This is a genomic window from Sporosarcina sp. NCCP-2222 (assembly GCF_023168145.1).
Lineage (GTDB): Bacteria > Bacillota > Bacilli > Bacillales_A > Planococcaceae > Sporosarcina.
Genome location: NZ_BQYK01000010.1, coordinates 4,772 through 24,198 on the forward strand (window position 1 = coordinate 4,772; position 19,427 = coordinate 24,198).

At 43.7% G+C, this 19,427-nt stretch carries 17 protein-coding genes; 11 read left to right on the forward strand and 6 right to left on the reverse strand.

Going from position 1 to position 19,427, the window contains the following annotated elements; translation table 11 throughout:
• The 4 genes from NCCP2222_RS17520 to NCCP2222_RS17535 all read left to right on the forward strand — a co-directional run.
• The coding region (locus NCCP2222_RS17520) for a nitrilase-related carbon-nitrogen hydrolase (RefSeq protein ID WP_282570732.1) at positions 1-446 on the forward strand (446 nt) is incomplete at its 5' end.
• A complete protein-coding gene (locus NCCP2222_RS17525) occupies positions 433-1,104 on the forward strand; it encodes a GNAT family N-acetyltransferase (RefSeq protein WP_248513680.1) in 672 nt (223 codons plus the stop codon). The genes NCCP2222_RS17520 and NCCP2222_RS17525, both read left to right, overlap by 14 nt.
• Before the next feature lie 20 nt (positions 1,105-1,124).
• On the forward strand, positions 1,125-1,793 hold the full coding sequence (locus NCCP2222_RS17530) for a GNAT family N-acetyltransferase (protein WP_248513681.1): 669 nt from the start codon (positions 1,125-1,127) through the stop codon (positions 1,791-1,793).
• 404 nt (positions 1,794-2,197) lie between these two features.
• Positions 2,198-2,746, forward strand: a complete 549-nt coding sequence (locus tag NCCP2222_RS17535) for a DUF420 domain-containing protein (RefSeq protein WP_248513682.1) — start codon at positions 2,198-2,200, stop codon at positions 2,744-2,746.
• A gap of 48 nt (positions 2,747-2,794) precedes the next feature.
• Here NCCP2222_RS17535 and NCCP2222_RS17540 read toward each other — a convergent pair whose 3' ends face one another.
• On the reverse strand, positions 2,795-3,277 hold the full coding sequence (locus NCCP2222_RS17540) for a general stress protein (RefSeq protein ID WP_248513683.1): 483 nt from the start codon (positions 3,275-3,277) through the stop codon (positions 2,795-2,797).
• A 183-nt stretch (positions 3,278-3,460) separates the two neighbouring features.
• On the opposite strand from NCCP2222_RS17540, the gene NCCP2222_RS17545 reads away from it, so the two are divergent.
• The 3 genes from NCCP2222_RS17545 (at position 3,461) to NCCP2222_RS17555 (ending at position 6,984) form a co-directional block, all read left to right on the forward strand.
• Positions 3,461-4,129 (forward strand): DUF421 domain-containing protein, encoded by a 669-nt coding sequence (locus NCCP2222_RS17545; protein WP_248513684.1) that lies wholly within the window; start codon positions 3,461-3,463, stop codon positions 4,127-4,129.
• 108 nt (positions 4,130-4,237) lie between these two features.
• Positions 4,238-5,521 (forward strand): alpha/beta hydrolase family protein, encoded by a 1,284-nt coding sequence (locus NCCP2222_RS17550; RefSeq protein ID WP_248513685.1) that lies wholly within the window; start codon positions 4,238-4,240, stop codon positions 5,519-5,521.
• 167 nt (positions 5,522-5,688) lie between these two features.
• A complete protein-coding gene (locus NCCP2222_RS17555) occupies positions 5,689-6,984 on the forward strand; it encodes a purine/pyrimidine permease (protein WP_248513686.1) in 1,296 nt (431 codons plus the stop codon).
• A gap of 109 nt (positions 6,985-7,093) precedes the next feature.
• Here the strand turns inward: NCCP2222_RS17555 and mnmH are convergent, their stop codons facing one another.
• Both mnmH and selD read right to left on the reverse strand, forming a co-directional pair.
• The gene (mnmH, locus tag NCCP2222_RS17560; protein ID WP_248513687.1) at positions 7,094-8,140 is read right to left on the reverse strand and encodes a tRNA 2-selenouridine(34) synthase MnmH; all 1,047 of its coding nucleotides are present in this window, start codon (positions 8,138-8,140) and stop codon (positions 7,094-7,096) included.
• Positions 8,141-8,168: 28 nt separating this feature from the next.
• On the reverse strand, positions 8,169-9,215 hold the full coding sequence (gene selD, locus NCCP2222_RS17565; RefSeq protein ID WP_248513688.1) for a selenide, water dikinase SelD: 1,047 nt from the start codon (positions 9,213-9,215) through the stop codon (positions 8,169-8,171).
• Positions 9,216-9,483: 268 nt separating this feature from the next.
• On the opposite strand from selD, the gene NCCP2222_RS17570 reads away from it, so the two are divergent.
• Together NCCP2222_RS17570 and dacB are read left to right on the forward strand one after the other, a co-directional pair.
• Positions 9,484-10,902 (forward strand): NAD-dependent succinate-semialdehyde dehydrogenase, encoded by a 1,419-nt coding sequence (locus NCCP2222_RS17570; protein ID WP_248513689.1) that lies wholly within the window; start codon positions 9,484-9,486, stop codon positions 10,900-10,902.
• A 243-nt stretch (positions 10,903-11,145) separates the two neighbouring features.
• Entirely contained in the window at positions 11,146-12,633 is a 1,488-nt protein-coding gene (gene dacB / locus NCCP2222_RS17575; protein WP_248513690.1) for a D-alanyl-D-alanine carboxypeptidase/D-alanyl-D-alanine endopeptidase, read from the forward strand.
• Between the two features lie 37 nt (positions 12,634-12,670).
• Here dacB and ilvA read toward each other — a convergent pair whose 3' ends face one another.
• Positions 12,671-13,936, reverse strand: coding sequence for a threonine ammonia-lyase IlvA (gene ilvA / locus NCCP2222_RS17580; protein WP_248513818.1), 1,266 nt, complete (start codon positions 13,934-13,936; stop codon positions 12,671-12,673).
• Positions 13,937-14,102: 166 nt separating this feature from the next.
• A complete protein-coding gene (locus tag NCCP2222_RS17585) occupies positions 14,103-14,993 on the reverse strand; it encodes a diacylglycerol/lipid kinase family protein (protein ID WP_248513691.1) in 891 nt (296 codons plus the stop codon).
• 416 nt (positions 14,994-15,409) lie between these two features.
• Here NCCP2222_RS17585 and NCCP2222_RS17590 point away from each other — a divergent pair, with 416 nt between their 5' ends.
• A complete protein-coding gene (locus NCCP2222_RS17590; RefSeq protein ID WP_248513692.1) occupies positions 15,410-16,855 on the forward strand; it encodes an amidase in 1,446 nt (481 codons plus the stop codon).
• A 164-nt stretch (positions 16,856-17,019) separates the two neighbouring features.
• Here the strand turns inward: NCCP2222_RS17590 and NCCP2222_RS17595 are convergent, their stop codons facing one another.
• Positions 17,020-17,445, reverse strand: coding sequence for a MarR family winged helix-turn-helix transcriptional regulator (locus NCCP2222_RS17595; protein WP_248513693.1), 426 nt, complete (start codon positions 17,443-17,445; stop codon positions 17,020-17,022).
• 205 nt (positions 17,446-17,650) lie between these two features.
• Here NCCP2222_RS17595 and NCCP2222_RS17600 point away from each other — a divergent pair, with 205 nt between their 5' ends.
• Positions 17,651-19,378: a methyl-accepting chemotaxis protein gene (locus tag NCCP2222_RS17600; RefSeq protein ID WP_248513694.1), complete on the forward strand. Its 1,728-nt coding sequence runs from the start codon at positions 17,651-17,653 to the stop codon at positions 19,376-19,378.
• The last annotated feature ends 49 nt before the right edge of the window (positions 19,379-19,427 follow it).

Here is a 19,427-nt window from a genome sequence, read left to right on the forward strand (position 1 = left end):
TTACTTGCTACGATATCGAATTCCCGGAAATCGTCCGAATGGTGAAGGCTGCAGGTGCGGATGTTATTTTCTGTCCATCTTGTACAGATGACAGGCATGGATTCCATCGGGTGCGCTATACAAGTCACGCAAGGGCTATCGAAAACCAAGTCTATGTCGTACTGACTGGAACAGTAGGTTCCCTGCCGACCGTTGATTTAATGCGTGCAAATTTTGGCCAGGCCGCCATCATCACGCCAAACGACATTCCATTCCCTCCAAAAGGTCTTGCGGCGGAAGGGGAATTAAATAATGATATGCTGGTGACAGCTGACTTGGATCTTTCCTTGTTATATGAAGTAAGGGAAAAAGGATCCGTCACAACATGGCGTGATCGCCGGACAGATCTGTATACCGATTGGGGGACAAATGCATTGCGAGGTGCTGGCAACGATGTACCGCAGTGACATTTTAGTCCCTGTCGAGGGGAGTTTTATCCCTGTTGTTGTACGGAATTATTCGATGCAAGACTCAGATGCAATGATTCATTTGCAAAGCGAATGTTTTCCTCCGCCATTTCCCGAGGAGCTTTGGTGGAATCGTGATCAGCTCGCGCAACATGTCAGCCGTTTTCCAGAAGGAGCGGTTTGTGTTGAATATAATGGCAGGATTGTTGGATCCATTACAAGCCTTTTACTGTCTTTTGATAGTGATCATCCAGATCATACGTGGGAACAGGTAACAGACAATGGCTATATCCGTAACCATGATCCAAATGGAGATACATTATATATAGTGGATATTTGCATACATCCCGCTTTTAGGAAAGCCGGACTGGGCCAAATTATGATGCAGGCCATGTACCAGCTCGTCGTTAAGCTTAATCTGAAGAGACTACTAGGCGGCGGTAGGATGCCGGGGTACGGAAAATACGCCGAACAAATGACGCCAGAAGAATATACAGAACAAGTAGTGAACGGAACGTTGCGTGATCCGGTTCTCACCTTCTTGCTCAAATGTGGCAGAACGCCTCTGCGTGTTATGCAAAATTACTTGGAAGATGATGAATCACAAAATTACGCGCTCTTAATGGAATGGAAAAATCCGTTTTACTCAATAGATTGAAAATAAGGGGATACTTGAAAATGGAATTTACTAGAATCACGTCGATAGAAGATCCGTTGTTCGCCAAAATGCATACATTACTAGGTGAAGTTTTTCCGCCAGAGGAAGTGCTGGAATTTGACCTTTGGAAAGAGCCACTTGAAGATCCAGGCATCCGTGTCTTTGTCGCAGTCGAAGAGGGAGAAGTCGTCGGGGCTACCGAATATCGTTATTATCCACACTGGAATATTGCTATGACTGATTTTACGATTATCGGATCTTCTGGAAAAGGGATTGGTCGCTTTCTTGCAAAGCAACGGGAAGAAGACTTGAAACGCCTAGCGAAGGAAAACGGCAAAGAACTATTCGGCATGTTTGCGGAAATCTATGATCCTTACGAACGAGAGGATTTTGATTTTGGTGGTATCATGGCGATGAATCCATACGTTCGTCGTGAAGTGCTTTCCCATTTGGGATACCAGCGCCTGGACTTCGACTATGTGCATCCTTCCTGGAAAAATGATGGGGAAGCAGTTGAAGGGCTAGATTTCTGTTTCATGCCACTAGAAGAATCAAATGAAATTCCAGCCACTCTAATTGTTGATTTCCTTACTGACTATTACTCTGTCTTATCAAATAAGCCAGAGAGATGGATTCAGATGATTGAAGGGCTGAAAAACAAGGATACCGTCCGTTTGTTGCCTTTATAATTGTAATAGCCCCCGAGCTTCACGGTTCGGGGGCTATTTTATTTTAAAGAGCGACTGCAACACCTTAAGGTAAACAGACAAGGTTGCTAAACTGACGGCAGAAGGAACACTCTCTTCGATAGAGACCAATTTCTCCACTGATACCGACGGAAATATTCAATTACATCAATGCAGACTCAACTGTAATGCCTTTGACTGAGCGGATCGTTTAGGACCCTGAACAGCTTGTTCTGCCAGCTTTGAGAATTCACGTAGACTACGGGAATTTACAGCAGTCTGATATTCAGTAAATAAACTGAATCATGACATCCCTGTGAACATTCGTTCCGCTGTGGTTAATCTATGATAAACTGAATTTAGCTGATTTTTTCAGAAATGAACAAACCTCGAGGAGTTGTTAGGAAATGAAATCATATACCGGAGGAGAATCCTTTAGAAAACGCAATTATAAGCCGCTGATCATTGGCATCTCCGTTGTTTTAATCGGAGCGATCGGTCTCTTGTCCCGTCTTCCGGGCGTCGAGGATTTTCAAGCTTTTGATGTAACCATATTGCCTTTATTAAATGCGATTTTTAATTCGTTTACGTTTCTCTTTCTAGTGGCGGCACTGGTAGCAATCAAAAAAAGGAATATTAACGTCCACCAGCGTTTTATTAACGCTGCGCTAGTCACTACTTCTCTGTTTCTTGTTACATATGTAGCGTTCCATTACTTATCGCCTTCTACACCGTATGGGGGGGAAGGGGTTCTGGCGGGCATCTACTATTTCGTCCTCATTACCCATATCGTGCTGGCTGCTGTCATCGTTCCACTCGTCTTGACAACTGTAACCCGTGCATGGAACCGTGAGCACGACAGGCACCGGAAAATTGCAAGGTGGACTATGCCTTTATGGCTCTATGTCAGTTTCACAGGCGTCCTCGTTTATATTTTAATCTCACCATACTATTAATAAAAGAAAAAGGGTTCTCCGGAAATGGAGAACCCTTTTTCATATTATTTATACAAGTGGGCGATCTGGATATTCAGCGCGGTGATCAAAATCAGTGTATTCTCCATCAACGAGAACTAGGATTTTTCCTTCATCGAAATACTGGTTGTATCTCTCTGCCTCGTCTTCAGGAATGCCCATTCCAATTAATGCGCCGGCAAGTCCGCCGACACCAGCGCCGGCTGCCGCTCCGGTAATTCCGGCAACAATCGGGCCAGCCGCGATGATCGGGCCGACACCTGGAATGGCGAGAGCTCCGATTCCGGCAAGGACACCGCCAAGACCGCCAAGGACTCCACCTGTCGCAGCGCCTGTTGCGGCACCGTCAGCAGCGTGTGTACCTGTCTCTTCCTCAATATAATCTACTTGCTGCTCGTTTTTGCTGATGATTGAAATATCATTAGAATTGTAACCTTGTCGCTTTAAATCCTCGATTGCTGCAACTGCTTCCGCTTCCGTATTATAATAACCAACTACACGTCTTTGTACCATAACTATACGCCTCCTGGTTTATTAAAAGTTTATCGAGCTGACAATAAAATACCCCGCATGACAAAACTGAAACATTACACAATGATTACAAGCTTGTCGAACTATGTGACAGTTTGGTATCCCGGTGTCAGGCAAGCTGTAAATGGGTACCTATTTTACAAGGAAGAATAGGAGGTTTTTCTGATGGATTATGTGATTAATGGATTGAAGCTAGTTACCGGTTTAATTGCTTTCATGATTGTCATTCGGGCGCTTGGAAAAAAACATTTAGCTGAAATGACTCCTTATGACATGATCTATTTGTTGATGTTCGGCGGGATTTTGGAAGAGACCTTATATAATCCAAAGATTTCAATTTGGCAATTTCTTTTCTCATTAGGTGTGTGGGTTGCAGCGATTTATGTGATTGAAAAACTTGTGACAAAATCCAATAAGGTCCGAGCATTATTAAAAGGGGAGCCTGATCATCTCATTGTTGATGGTGAAATCAATTTGCACTTAATGAACAAAAATCAATTAGAGATGGAACAGTTGCGCACAATGCTTCGGCAGCAAGGCATATTTTCCTTACGAGAGGTGAAAGATCTCTTTCTTGAACCAGGCGGAGATATTTCAATAAATCAATACGCGAAATATAAACCTGTTACTTGTGGGGACTTGGATATAAACAAAAGAGAAGACTCTCCAAGTGTGCTGCTCATTGATGAAGGACAAATTCAGCAGGAGGTCTTGCATGCTATTGGAAAAACTGAATTGTGGCTTCGTCAAGAATTGACACGAGAAGGTTTTTCCGATCCGCATGATGTCATCTATTGCGAATGGTCGAAATCGGACGGATTCTTCATCAAATAACATAATTTGAATAGGATAGAGAATTCGATAGTGGAGAATTCTCTATTTTTATTTGGCAATATCATTTCATCTTGTTATACTTAATATATAACAAAAGAGGTGGTATGAATGAGAAGAAGATATTTGGCATTCCTGCTGGTCGCTTTTGCCTTGGTGGCATTGACTGCATGCGGAAATGAAAAAGGAACGGAAAAGCTAAAGGAGGGAGATGGCGATTTGAGTGAAATTGAAGGGATCTGGGACGGGGCGATTGATGTAGCTGGCCAAACGTTGCCGATTACTATAACCATAGATGGAACAGGTGGGCAAATCAGCATTCCTGCACAAGGTTTATATGATTACAAGTTATCAAAAGTAGAGCGTAAGGATTCTGAGTTAACGATGGAGATGACCTTGCAGGGGCAAAAAATGGAGTTCCAGGGCGTACAAGACGAAGCTGGATTTGCCGGAACATTTACGCAGGCCGGGCAAGAGTTCCCTTTCCAATTGAAGCTTCGAGGACCAGAACTTGGCCAGCGGATTGATGTGGATGTGAAAGGTGGGACAATGTCAGCCTTGCTAGTTGAACCAATAGGGGAAGGGCCATTTCCCGTCATGATCATCATTGCCGGTTCTGGACCAACTGACAAAGACGGTAATTCCGAGGTGATGGCAGGGAACAACGACAGTCTTAAAATGGTAGCCCAATCATTAGCAGATCAAGGCATTGCCTCTATTCGTTTTGATAAACGCGGTATCGGGGATAATCGTTCACTCGTGACAAAAGAAGAGGACATTCGTTTGGATGATTTTATTGAGGATGCTACAGCTTTCGCTGATTGGGCGAAAAAAGATAGCCGTTTTAATAAAGTCGGCATCATCGGCCATAGTGAAGGTTCTCTGGTCGGCATGGTGGCTGCTAAGAAAGCAGATGCCGATCTATTCGTCTCCTTGGCTGGCATAGGAAGGCCGATGGACGCCGTGTTGAAAGAGCAGTTGAAAGAAGCATTGCCGGATGAATTGCAACAGCAGGCGTTTGATATTTTAGATCAATTGAAAGCGGGCCATGCGGTGAAGGATGTTCCTCAAGAATTAAATGCGGTATTCAGGCCATCAGTCCAACCATATATGATGTCGATGATGGCTTATGACCCAGTTGATTCGTTGAAACAGCTTTCTATTCCAGTACTCGTCATCAATGGTGACCGTGATTTGCAAGTTGTTCCCGCAGACGCGGAAGCCTTACATCAAGCAAAACCAGAGTCTAAGATGGTTATCGTGCCGAATATGAACCATGTATTAAAAGATTCATCAGAAAACCGGGAAGAAAACATCGCGACCTACACGAATCCTGATTTGCCATTAGCAAAAGGTTTAATGGAAGCGGTTGTTCCATTTATTCAAGAGAACTAAAAGATGGGTTGCCCTTTCGTCTTTCAAAAGAGACAGGGGCAACTTTTTTGCTTGTAGAGGAATAAATAGCATGGATTATATTGAAAAATTGTTGTAATCAATGATTGGCAAAGAACGTGGTATACTGTAAAACGGAATTATTAGTTAGTACGGAATGAGGTGATGGAATGAAACATATAGCAGGCGGATTACAATGGGCCGTCTTTCTGATTGCCTCATCGATCGCAGCACCTATTGCGATTGGTCATGTCTTCGGAATGGATGCGGCGGAGACAGCCCTTTTCATCCAAAGAACTATGTTTGTCCTGGGCTTGGCTTGTATTGTACAAGCTGTCGTTGGCCATCGGATGCCGATTAATGAAGGACCGGCCGGCTTATGGTGGGGGATTTTTGTCGTCTATGCAGGGATGGTCGGCGTGTTGTATGCAACAAAGGAAGATGCATTGCAGACGTTGCAGAGCGGGATGATTTATAGTGGCGTATTATTCATTCTGCTTGCGGTCTTAGGACTAGTCGGCAAGATGAAAAAACTGTTTACCCCGGCAGTCACCTTTACTTATTTAATGCTGCTGATCTTGCAGTTAAGCGGGACATTTGTCAAGGGGATGCTAGGTATCGAAAACGCAGGAGATGCAATTGATATCCGGGTCGTATGTGGCAGTATCATCATAGTCATCCTTATGTTTATCATGATGAATCACAAAGTGGGCTGGATTTCCCGCTATTCTGTTTTGCTTGCGATTTTAATTGGTTGGCTGCTATTTTTAGCTATTGGGAAAGCCCCGGCTATTTCAGCGCTTTCCGAAAAAGTGATCGACTTTCCTGACATTCTTGTATATGGGAAGCCTGTGTGGGATGGCGGAATGGCAGTAACTGCACTTTTCATAACATTGTTATTGATTGCAAACATGATGGCTTCCATACGGGTAATGGAAAACCTTTTAAAGCAGTCGTTTTCGATTGAAACGAAGGATCGTGTGAGGCAAGGTTCGATTGCATCAGGCATCAATCATATGCTGGCTGGTTTGTTTTCAGCTATTGGCCCCGTGCCGATATCCGGTTCAGCAGGTTTCGTCGGAGCGACTCGGATGGCCTCATTAAAACCTTTTATTATTGGCAGTGGAATTATCGTTGTGATGACCTTGTTTCCTGCCGTAATGGCAACGTTCGCAGCATTGCCTGCACCGGTTGCTTATGCGGTAACCTTCGCCATCTTTTCAAAAATGGTAGAAATGGCATTCCATGAACTCTCGGCCGATCCACATCAGCAACAAGCCTATAAAGTGGTAGCGATCGGTCTGATGCTTGGTGTTGGACTGATGTTCGTTCCAAGTGACAGCTTTGCGAAACTTCCAGGGCTTGTTGCCGCCATTCTATCCAATGGGTTGATTACGGGCACCATAACAGCAGTCGTCATTGAACAATTTCTCATATGGAAAAACCGAAGAGCCGATCGGATTTAAACAATTAATAATACAAAAGAAAGCGCAATTTCGTTAGGGGAGTAACGAAATTGCGCTCTTTTTATGGTTTGGTTGGAAACATGAATCATCTTGAAAGGGAATCTGATGTTTATCTAGTGACCGAAGCGATTGCCGATTCATAGATTTCTGCCACTTTTGTAAGTGCCTCCTCTGTGTCGGCAGCATGTACAACGATCGCTTCGCCTGGTTTTGTAAATGCAGAATGCTCATAGCGAGGATCATAGTAATTCAGCAGCAACAGTTCAACCGCTTTTTTAAATTCCTCATTCGCTAAATGAGCTTCGATCTCGACCGCTAGAGCCGGCTTGACTCTTTTCTTGATCAATTGGAAAGCATCGAGAAACTGGTCCGGTGAGTTCCAAGGCTCGTAATCGTCTAAAATGTTCTGCACCCGCTGTTCAATCGGCAAGTGGATGATGACATGCCGGCCGTTTTCTTTTTTGTTGAACAGGAAAGGAGGGAGAAGCACTTTTCCAATCCGTTTACTTTCTCCTTCTATTAAGACAAAGCGTTTGTCCCTTAGCTTTTTCATTTCATGAACGAGGAGTGAGTCGAATTTCTTTTGATTGTTCGGCTGCAGTCCGATTTGGCCAAAAATGGAGCCGCGGTGTCCCGCCAGTTGTTCGATGTCGAGAATCGGCAGTCCTTGTTTATCCAGCTGTCGGAGTATCGTTGTTTTGCCGGTGCCTGTATAGCCGTCGAGAACGATGAATTCGGGCGGAAAATCCTCTTTCTCTAGTTCTTTTACAATCCATTGGCGGTAGGTACGAATCCCTCCGCTCAGCCGGTTCACATGGATGCCCATCAATTCCAAAACAGTAGCAGCCGTTTTACTTCGCATGCCGCCTCGCCAGCAGAATACTGTTGTGGGCCCGTCGATTTCTTTAAATGCTTTAATAAAAGAAGGGAGTTTTTGTGAAAATATTTCCAATCCGCGCTCTTTTGCTGCTTCAGGGCTCACTTGTTTATAAAGCGTGCCAATTTCAGCACGTTCCTCGTCGTTAAAAACAGGAATGTTTAGGCTTCCAGGGATTGTTGCTTCTTCGTACTCTTTCGGAGAGCGAACATCGACGGTCGTTATTCGCTCATGTTGTTGCATTTCCATTAAATCTTCTAACGAAATATCTCGTATCATTATTGTTCACCTTTCACTTCGCATAACCTTAGATGACTTCTATCTTCTTCCGATTCTCCGCAGTAATCTCTCCGATAATATGGGCATCGACCCCTTGGTTTCGTAAGTCTTGCAACAAATCATTCGCTTTTTCGGTCTGCACTGAAATAAGCAGTCCGCCTGATGTCACCGCATCACATAAAATATACCGGTCAATTGGATCAAGTGTTTCTGCAAATGCGATATCCGCTTCCACATGAGCCAAATTGTTTTTTGTACCTCCAGGAATCCTTCCAGCCTCCGCAAGTTCACGTGTCCGAGGGAGAACCGGCACTTGTGCTGAGAAGATTCGAATCCCAACATCGCTCGCTTTAGCCATCTCCGTTGCGTGTCCTAATAATCCAAACCCTGTCACATCCGTAGCAGCATGAACTTCATATGGTGCCATAACTTCAGCAGCAGTTTTATTCAAGGTAGTCATGACGGATGTCACTTGTTTTACTTCCTCTTCGCTCAGGGCTCCGTGCTTCAAAGATGTTGTGTAAATTCCGACACCAATCGGTTTTGTTAGGATTAATTGATCACCGGGCTGTGCCCCGGCATTGCTTTTTACATGCTTAGGATGGACAGTTCCTGTTACAGCTAATCCAAATTTCGGTTCTTGGTCATCGATAGAATGCCCACCTACTAGTGTAACTCCGGCCTCTTTCAATTTATCGGCCGCGCCTCTTAAGATGTCCGTCAGTATTTCTTTGTCCAGTTTGGAAATAGGGAAGGCCACAATATTTAAGGCGGTTAGCGGTTTTCCTCCCATCGCATAGACATCGCTGATGGCATTAGTAGCCGCAATTTGACCGAAATCATATGGATCATCGACAATTGGTGTGAAAAAATCAAGCGTCTGGACAATTGCTAGATCGTCTGTCAGCTTATACACACCTGCATCGTCGCTTGTATCCAAACCGACGAGTAGATTCTCGTCATATGGTGCAGGAGGAAGTGTGCGAAGCACCTGAGATAAATCTGCTGGACCTATTTTGCAGCCGCATCCCCCTTTTGTTGTAAGTGTTGTTAGTTTGACATCGTTTCTTTCCATTTTACTGCCTTCTTTCTCATTCATAGTTAAGATGATGACGTCCATAAGGTGCGTCCATCGGGCTAATGCACTGTTACACACTAGCGGGATAAACTAAGTGTAGCATACGGTTTGCGTGTTTCGCCGAAGAAAGCATTGATTATGGGAAACAATAGGTCCTTACGCATGACTTTCATTATTTGTGGTTAAAAAGGGTATACGATAGTAGGAATAGGGAAAGTAACAATGATAAAGTAGAAAATAGAAAGCATGTAAAGGAGGAGTCTAAATGGAAACCTATCCTATGATTATAAATGGAGAAAAAACTGGATTAACCTTGCCGGTAATCGAAGTGGAAAACCCGGCTACTGGTGAAATAATTGCAACAGTCCCACGTGGCGGTGAGAAAGAAGCGGAGCTTGCTGTGGATGCAGCGCACGCGGCATTTAAACAATGGTCCATATTAACAGCCTATGAACGGAGTGAACTACTGCAGCGATGGTATTTCTTAATCCAACAGTTTACGGACGATCTGGCCATGACAATGACGGAGGAGCAGGGAAAGCCGCTTGCGGAAGCACGGGGAGAAATCGCTTATGCCAATGGGTTCATTTCTTGGTATGCAGAAGAGGCAAAACGGATATACGGGGAAACAATCCCATCCTCCAGCCCGAACAAGCGCATTTTTGTGCATAAACAACCGGTTGGAGTGGCAGCTGTCATTACACCTTGGAATTTTCCGGCTGCCATGATCACTAGAAAAGTAGCGCCAGCCCTGGCGGCAGGATGTACTGTAGTGATAAAACCGGCAGAACAAACACCGCTAACCGCAATCAAACTAGCCCAGCTCGCACTGGACGCAGGGATTCCAAAAGGCGTAATCAATGTAGTGACAGGAGATGCAAGCGCAATCGGCAAAGCGTGGCAGCAAGATAAACGCGTCACAAAATTGACATTTACAGGTTCTACAGAAGTTGGAAAATTGCTTATGAGGGGAGCAGCGGATACCGTCAAGAAAATCTCCTTGGAACTCGGTGGCCATGCCCCAGTGATCGTCATGGATGATTGCCAGATCGAAAAAGCGGTGGACGGTGTCATGGCGACTAAATTTAGAAACGCCGGCCAAACTTGCGTCTGCGCCAACCGGGTATATGTCCAAGAGTCGATCGTAGAAGAGTTCACGGCCCGTCTCGTTCAAAAAGTACAAGAGCTTAAAGTAGGGAACGGGTTAGAAGAGGGTATCACGATTGGTCCGCTTATCGATCAAGCGGCTGTTGCGAAAGTACAAGCTCATGTGGACGATGCCAAAGCAAAAGGTGCTAAGGTAGAAGCAGGAGGGTCTGTAAAGGACGGATTATTCTTTGAGCCGACCCTATTATCCGGAGTGACCGATGACATGTTGTGCATGCATGAGGAGACATTCGGCCCTGTGATGCCAATAGTTACTTTCCAATCGGAAGAGGAAGCAATCCGCAGGGCAAATGATTCCGACTATGGGCTAGCTGCCTATGTCATTACTGAAAACCTGACAAATGGAATTCGCATTTGCGAACAATTGGAATACGGAGTCGTTGGTCTGAATGACGGCCTCCCATCCACGCCACAAGCTCCATTCGGTGGATTTAAGCAGAGTGGCATCGGCCGAGAGGGCAGCCATTTCGGCATCGAAGAGTACTTGGAAATAAAATATATATCAGTTGGTTTGTGACTTGCTATTAGAACTCGTAAAGAAATAAAAAATGATAAAAGACGGCATTTCCTTTCTGTGAAATGTCGTCTTTTTTATTGTTTTATTGCCAAAGAATACATTTTCTTGTCGAATGTATCCTTTATTTATTCATTTTCCTAGAGCATAAGAATTAGTTTTATTATGAAAAAAGTTCTACGAATCTATTTCTCAATAAATGATAACATGGTAAACTGTAAAGGAATGACAATTGAGAAAGGGGAAATGAAGTTGCAACGTAGAGTACTAGTTGTCATCTTATCTATGTTTCTAGCAATTGGCGTTGTGTTCACGCCGATAACAGAGGCATCCGAAGTACACGCCGCCAGCGCGTATCCAAATTTAGAGCGGTCGATTAACCTGATTATGTCGGATAGCCGCATGAAGGCGATCAATAGTAGTGTGACCATTAGAAAAGCATCAACAGGTGAAATTATCTATCAATCGGATGCTGATAAAAAGATCACGCCAGCTTCTACGCTTAAATTACTAACTTCTGCCGCAGCTCTGGATACACTTGGTGAAGAGTACCAATTCACGACAGAAGTGTTGACGGATGGGACGATTTCAAAAGGCGTTCTGCAGGGAAATCTGTACGTACGTGGGCAGGGAGACCCAACGTTGTTAAAACAAGATCTGGATCAGTTTGCGTCCCAGCTAAAAAAGCAAGGGGTCACAAAAATCACCGGGAATCTTGTAGGAGATGACTATTGGTTTGATGATGTCAGACTCTCCCCGAGCATTGACAAGAGTGACGAATCCCGTTACTATGCGGCTCAAATTACCGGCTTGACGCTTTCTCCGAATAAAGATTACGATGCGGGAACTGTCATTGTCGAAGCTGTCCCGACCCAAAAAGGATATAAAGCTAAAGTAAAAATGACACCAGAAACTGGGATTGTCAAAGTGATAAACCGTACCAATACGGTTCCGAAAGGTTCGAAAAATACACTGTCCATTAAACGGCAAAGCGGTACAAACAACATTATTATCTCAGGTAATGTGCCCGTCGGCAGTTCTGGCAAAAAAGAATGGGTGACCCTTTCCAATCCGACTGCTTATACATTGGATGTGTTTAAAAAGTCTTTGGCAAGCAAAGGCATTAAATTCTCTCCGAAATCAGTGGTGCGTCGAGGAATAGCGCCTGCAGATGGACAAGTGCTTGCGGTCAAAACTTCCATGCCGCTCAAAGATTTGATGAAACCATTCATGAAGTTGAGTAACAATACACATGCTGAAATCCTGGCAAAGACGATGGGTCGTCAAAAATACGGAGAAGGCAGTTGGAATGCAGGGTTACGCGTCATGCGCGAATTTGCTGATTCTATTGGGCTTAATAGCTCGGAATGGCGATTCGAGGATGCGTCCGGCATGTCACATTCCAATAAAGTGACGTCTGCGCAAATGACAGAGCTTTTATTTCTTGTCCGTTCGGCACCCTGGTATTCGACTTACGTTCAGGGGCTTCCAGTAGCAGGGGCAAATGATCGATTTATCGGAGGAACTTTGCGCAATCGGTTGACTTCACCATTGGTCAAAGGAAAAGTAATTGCCAAAACGGGTAGCTTGAATCGGGTTAACAGTCTGGCGGGATATGCAGAAACAAAAGACGGAGAAACCCTGATCTTCAGCATTTTGACACAAGATCAAAAATCTAGCACAATTCCATTGATTGATAAGATTGCGACTGTGATTGCTACATCTGCAAACTAACTTAAAAAAGCCTTGCGATTTTTCGCAAGGCTCTTTCTCATATTAATAGTTCAAATAATGTACTGTCCTTGTTCACTTCTTTAAACGGAAAACCATTTTCCTGCATCCGATCCAGCAGACCTGGATAATCTTCTTTCCGCTTCACTTCGATTCCAACAAGTCCGGGACCGTTCTCTTTATTGTTTTTCTTCGTATATTCAAATGTTGTAATATCATCATCGGGACCAAGCACTTTATCAAGAAACTGCCTTAAAGCACCAGCGCGCTGAGGAAAGTTGATAATAAAATAATACAGCAGCCCTTCATGAATTAATGACTTTTCCTTAATTTCTTGCATCCGTCCAATGTCATTGTTACCGCCGCTGATTACACATACAACAGATTTGCCTTTGATTTGATCCTTATAAAAATCTAATGCGGCAATTGGCAATGCGCCAGCAGGCTCAGCAATAATGGCATGCTCATTGTACAATTCAAGGATGGATGTGCACACTTTTCCTTCAGGCACCCGGATGATATCTTCGACATATCTGTTGCATATCTCAAATGTCTTATGGCCGACACATTTTACAGCTGCACCATCGACAAATTTGTCAATCGTATCAAGTGTGGTCACTTCGTTCTTCTCCATTGCTGTTTTCATACTGGCGGCTCCGTCCGGTTCCGCACCGATCATTTTCGTATGTGGAGAAAGATTTTTGATATAAGTGCTTAACCCCGACATAAGTCCGCCTCCGCCAATGCTGGCAAAAACGAAGTCCAGCGGTTCCTCAATATCGTTCATCAGTTCTACTGCTACCGTCCCTTGGCCGGCGATGATATCCTCGTCATCGAATGGATGGATGAAAATTCGATCTTCGGCGAGCGCGCATTCATTTGCTTTTTCAGAGGAATCGTCGAAAGTATCTCCGATTAAAATAATGTCTACGTAATTTCGGCCGAACATCCGCACTTGGTTGATTTTTTGTTTTGGGGTTGTTTGCGGCATGTAAATCTTGCCATGAATTTGCAGATGAGCACAGGCGTACGCTACCCCTTGTGCATGATTGCCTGCACTTGCGCAGACGATTCCTTTTTCGCGGGCTTCTTCTTCAATTCGTTTGATCTTATAATAGGCGCCACGCAATTTGAAGGAGCGGACATGTTGCAAATCTTCTCTCTTGATGTAGACATGGCAATCGTATTTTTCGGAAAGCCGTTCGTTCTTTTGGAGAGGGGTATGGACGACGACATCTTTCAAAAGTTGATTGGCAATCAAAATATCTTCCACGAAGACTAGCTTCTTTTCGTTTTGTTCTACCATAGTCATTTCTGTATTCCTCCGCATCTTCATAAATATTTTCTAATAGTAACATGATTTCAACAGAAATGACATACGAAATATCCTAATTGTTCATTAATTTCAACGAATCGACACATACAAAACTTTCCGATAAATTTGTAAGCGTTTTCTTTATTAAAATGAGAAATTATGTAGTCAAAAAACTTATTATGGACGGTACAATTTGGATGGTGGCTTCTGATTCACAGTAGATTTCCCCGTCTACAACGATTGGCAGATTTCGATTTGCAATGATCTGAACCACCTGGCCAGATGCATACATTACTTCTTTTGCTTCAATTGTCCCACCCTTCAGCAAAGCTGGGAAGAGGGAAAGAAGAATCCGCCACCTGGAAACGCCGTGCAAAACGGTGAGATTCATCTTGCCATCCAATGGATTAGCCTTTGGGCAAATCTCAAGCCCCCCTCCGTAATATTTCATGTTGCCGCAGGAAATGAGCCAGGTCACAGGAAATTCGTATGTCTTCTCGTCTACAACCAACTTGCTCGTATATGGTTGAAATGTCACGAGATCGAGAACGGCGGCTACTATATACGTAAATTTCCCCAAACCGATTTTATTGAAAAATGTTTTATAGTTGGCAGTTTCGGCTCGTTCTCCGATAGAAGCATCCAGCCCGAAGCCTGCGACGGTAAGACCATATATCCCATTCACAGAAAGGGCATCGAGTCGTACTTCGTTATGCAGAAGCAGCTTCTTAACAAAGAGAAGCGGATCTTCTGTAATGCCCAGATTGCGGGCAGAATCATTCCCGGAGCCTGAAGGCAGGAAGGCGATGGGCACTTGAGACGGCAAGCATATTTGCAGGGCAGAATGTAACGTACCATCCCCGCCGATAATGACCACTGCTTTGCAAGAATCGACATACTGATGTAAATACATAGCTGTTGCTTTTGCGGAATCACTGATTAGAGCCTGATATGATATTTTTCGCCGGTCCAGTTCCCGCTTAACTACTTCGAGTTTTTGATGGGCAGTGGAATTGCCGGCGTTTCGATTGCAAATTAGTAGATACATTATAATCCTTCCTTCTTGAACACATTATCTTGAACCCAAGTCCTTACGTTTATATTTAAAAGGGGAAGGGAACAATTTACATAAGAATCTAGTTATGAAAAGGAGTGGCACACATGGGTTGGTATAGACCGGATGGTCGTGGACAATGGTTGGCATTTGGGGCCTCGCTTCTCATTATACTTATTGTCATTTTATGGGGGATATTTTATTGAAATAATTGGTGGAAAGAAGTTCCTGTAAATGTACAGGGACTTTTTTTATGCCACAATAGCCCAAGTTTACTGAATATCGACCCTATGTATAGCATAGTAATACCGTAGAGTGATATTACATAAGTATTAGAATCTTCATAACTATAGTAGTGGAATTCATGTATAATGAAAAGAACTAGATAGCTGAGAGAGAAGGTGCAAATGATGATTAAAGCCAAAGAAGACCTTGGTGCAATGTCGTTGCTTGATTTGGACGTTCATGACCTCTTGAAATTACTGGAGAGTGGACAAGTGAGTTCGTCCGATGCAGTGGAACAGTATATTCAACGAATAGAAAAAGTAAATCCAATAGTAAATTGTTTAGTAGAAGAACGATTTGCAGCTGCCCGTGAAGAAGCGATTCAAGCAGACATTGCCAGAGAAGAAGGAAAAGGGAAAGGGCGATTGTTTGGAGTCCCGATTAGTGTAAAGGAATCCTTTGATGTAGAGGGAATGGCAACGACTGGTGGATTACTTCGCCGCAAGGGATTTATTCAATATGAAGATGCCGAAGTCGTGGAAAGGTTAAAGGCAGAAGGAGCCATCATCCTTGGAAAAACGAACACGCCGGAACTTTGTTTTTGCCAGGAAACTGATAATAAATTGTATGGAAGAACGAACAATCCTCATGATGTAACCCGAACGGCCGGCGGATCAAGCGGCGGGGAAGGAGCGATGATTGCAGCTGGCGGAGCAGCAATCGGAATAGGTTCAGATATCGGCGGCTCCATACGATTTCCAAGCCACTTCAATGGTGTAGTCGGGTTCAAATCCGGAAAGGGTAAAGTATCCCAAAAGGGCAGCTATCCATTTGTGGAAGATTCATTGCAACAAAGGATGCTCGGAATTGGACCAATAGCAAAATCGGTCAGGGATGCCGAACTCCTTTATGACATTATTGCTTATGAATCGCCGTTGGCAAAAGAACTAAAACGTTTTACCGTTACTGTTTTCAGGACGACGGATTATCCGCTTTCTGCGAACACAACGCGGCTGTTGAACGAGGTTTACCTTTCTTTACAGGAAGAGATGACAGCCGAACGTGAATCCATTCCGTTTTTTGATGAAGCCGCCCAGATTTGGCAGGAAATCATGTCTATTGATGGTGGCCTGAGCAATGCTAGAGAAGCTTATGGGGACGCACCAGTCACACCAATCCGTTCCTACTTCACTGAAAAGACACGCGGGACAGGGGAAATACACCACTATCTATCGTGGGCCTTGTTTGGTGCCTCCTTATTCAGGCCATCTCCAAAAAGAATTCAACAAATACATGAATTCTTGGCAAGCGGGGATGCTGCATTGGAGGAGTATTTGGAAAATCGAATTATCGTCTTGCCGGTGTATCATTGTGCTGCGCCGCAACATGGAATTGTTTACAAAGAACTCTTCTCAATCCGAAAAACATTCAAGAAATATTTGCCTTATATCGCTTTTGCAAATACCTGGGGGCTGCCATCCCTTACGATCCCTCTTGGAAAAGATACGGATGGGATGCCGATAGGACTGCAGTTGATTAGTAAGAATGGAAACGAGGAAGTGCTGTTCTCTCTCGGGAAAAAGCTTGAAAGCCGTTTTCAAGGATATGAAAGAGCAATGGTACACATGTAAGGCAGGACAAAGAGCGCAACTTTGTTTTCTGGGAGTTAGAATTGGCTAACTTCCATGAAAGCTGCTGTGGCGCTCTTTTTGTCCGTTTACTTTCAGAATATCTGGCTGGACACGTAAATTTTCAAGGAGAGATCTCGAGCGAGCGTGATTTTATTAATCCTTTTTCATTCTCCTAATGCTCTGTCTAACTTTTGATAGATTTGCAGTAATGACGTCTGTTCTTCGGGCGACAGATGGGAGAAAAACTGGGTGTGCAGTTCTTGGCCGTCGTTCTGGGCTTTTTGAAGCAGCTCTGTCCCTTGTTTCGTAATTGTCCAATAAGTCGTGCGGCGATCTGTCTCATCCTTTGTACGAGTAATCAAGTTCATTTTTACTAGTTTTGTGGATAGGTGTGTCAAAGAGGCGGGCGTCACATGCAGTATTTTCGCTAGATCGGAAGGCCTGCTTTCTCCCCGTGAATGGAGTTCATGCAATACAAGAATATGTGTAATCCCCAAGTCGATATCTGACGATTCCCTCCAATTGACGATCATCTTATATGTTACTTTTTCGATAGTATGTATCAAATCAAAAATGGTCTGTTTTGCCATGATTCATTCCTCCTGCTTTTGCGAAGCATACAGTATCTATTCGTTATAGCAGAACTTAAGAGAAAAGACAAATTGTAGGGAGAAATATGTTCACTATAATTTAAGATTTAGTATGCTAAAGTACTTTTTTCATAACTAGTTTTGAAGTAATATAGACTATGTACGAAGAAATAATTTACAATTGAATAGAGGAGCGAACTACCCCATGAAGATTAAGCAGACACTGACATTCCAACTAGGGGTCATTATTGTTGGCATACTGATTGCCATGTTGGCCATCACTTCGGTAGCCACTTATAAGACCGCCTATGAAAAGCTTTATGATGCAGCAGGCATTGAAGCATATGGCTGCGCTAACATTACGACCGGTTTAATCTTCTCCAAAGATATAGACAAGGCGCTCACTGGAGATGCCTCAACAATTGATAAGGTCGGCAAAACGCTCAATTGGACAACAGAACATAAGACTATTTTTCATGCACAATACATACTGGATTTAAATGGTAAAATTATCGCTCTAGATGACAATTTAAAAGCAGATGGTTTCCAAGCAGGCGATCAATTCATGATGGATGAAAAAGCGGTAGCCATGCTCGTAGAAATGAAACATCCAACATACTCAAAACCATATACGTTTGGCGGGATGAAACGCTTGTCGGGTTATGCGCCAATTTATAAGGACCACGACCCTTCGAAGGAAGTTATCGCTATCTCTGTTATTGACTTTGATGCAAGCATTGTCGGCGATCGTACATGGGAGGTTGTGAGAAATGGAATTTTTATCAGCTTAATTCCAATGTTGATCGCTGCGGTCGTAACCATTTATCTTCTACGGCGCAAAACCCGTCCGATTTCCTCGATGATTGAACATGCAAAGGAAGTTGCTTCCGGCAATTTAGCTATTGCAGATCTGCCCTTTAACAGTCGAGATGAAGTAGGGGACTTGAGCCGGACATTAAATCAGATGACGACCAATTTACGTGGGATGATCGACACAATGAAATCAACTTCTGACCGTTTGATGTCGAATGCGGTGAACACATCGCGTGCGTTAAGAGAAATGGAGGAAGCGATTCAAATGGTTGCACATAATATGGGGGACGTTGCTGAAGGGGTGACGGATGGATCCAGGCACGCAGAACATGCTTCTTCCATTTTGAATTCGCTGGCTGACAGCTTGCAGAATACGAAGAATAAAGCGGATATAACTGTTGAGAATTCCAATGTGACAATGTCTATGGCTCAAGAGGGCGAAGGACGCGCTAAAGAGATAAGCAAAGATATGACGGAGATCAAAGCCTCTTCTGAGGAAACAAATCAAACGATCCAGGCGTTGATCGAGTCGGCAAAAAGGATTCAGGCAATCACTACATCGATCGCAACAATTGCATCCCAAACGAATCTGCTGGCATTAAATGCGTCCATTGAGGCTGCAAGGGCAGGTGAACATGGGAAAGGATTTGCAGTCGTGGCGGAAGAAGTTCGTAAACTGGCCGAGCAGTCGAATGGGGAAGTAGCGGAAGTTGAAAAATTGGTAACAGATATTACAACAACCATTCATCAAGTTGTTTCCTCCACTGATGCAAGCATGAGCCGAATCGAAACTGGGACAGGTACTGTTCAAATGACGGCTAATTCATTGCATGAAATTTCAACTGCTGTCATGGAGACTGTTAAAGACGTCAATCTTATTTCAAATCTCATGACTACTGAAGCAGATAAATCAAATCAAGTCGTCCGATTGATTGATCATCTGAAAACGATGATTTATGAAATTGAAGAGAAGACAAATAATATTTCCTCCGCTACTGAAGAGACGACCGCCTCAATTATGGAAGTAGCGAGCCGTTCGGATGAAACAAAAGGAATCGCGGAAGAATTGACGAAGATTGTCGATCAATTTACGACCCGATTAGATGATCCAGGCAAATAAACATTTATTACATGCTGGAAGCCGGACTTTTATTGTAATGAACAATCAT